The sequence below is a fragment of the Bartonella sp. AP57NXGY genome (genome assembly GCF_042195805.1).
GTDB lineage: Bacteria > Pseudomonadota > Alphaproteobacteria > Rhizobiales > Rhizobiaceae > Bartonella.
The window spans coordinates 1-798 of sequence record NZ_JBHIOZ010000467.1; the positions used below are offsets into that span (position 1 = coordinate 1).

Below are 798 nucleotides of genomic sequence, written 5' to 3' on the forward strand. Positions count from 1 at the left end.
TCAGCTTTATTCCTTGCATCAGACGCTAGCGATGTATTTAGGAGGAGGAGCTAGCTATGAAGGTGGCGAATGGAGGGCTCCGGAATTCAAGGTTTCACAATTCAATTCTGATGGTAGTTCGTCAGAAAAGAAGATCTATCATGATGTAGCAGGAGCTTTTGATGGTGTCAGTGATGGTATGACGAGTATCAACGAGCGTATTCATGATGTTGAGAAGAATGTGGCGAGCAATGGTTTGAATTGGAATGAAGAAGAAGGCGCGTATGATGCGAAGCATGATGGTAAGTCGAGTAAGATTACGAATGTATTGGATGGTAAGATAGAAGAAGGCTCGCAAGAAGTTGTTAATGGTGGTCAGCTTTGGAGCACGAATGAGAGGGTAAAAGAGGTTGAAGACAAAGTAGATACGATAGATCAACATGTGAAAGATATTGAAGTAGCCGTAACAGATGGCGTTGTTAACTATGATAAAGATAGTGATGGGAAAAAGACCAATAGCATTACGTTAGTAGGAGGCAATGACAGCGAACCTGTTATGATAGACAATGTAGCGGCAGGCAAGATTGAAACAGGTTCTCAGCAAGCTGTTAATGGCGGTCAGTTGCATGATTATACTGAAGAGCAGATGAAGATAGTTCTTGAAGATGCCAATAAGTATACGGATGAGAAAGTTAGTGGTCTTGTCAATGATGCTGTTAACGAGTCGAAATCCTATACGGATATGAAGTTTGAGACATTGAATTATGCTATTCAGGATGTTCGGAAAGAAGCAAGACAAGCTGCTGCTATTGGTCTAGC

The 798-nt window shown here is 41.6% G+C and carries 1 pseudogene; it reads left to right on the top strand.

Annotated elements, in window-relative coordinates:
- Positions 1–798: pseudogene (locus ACFIL8_RS11515) on the top strand (hypothetical protein); the annotation flags it as partial.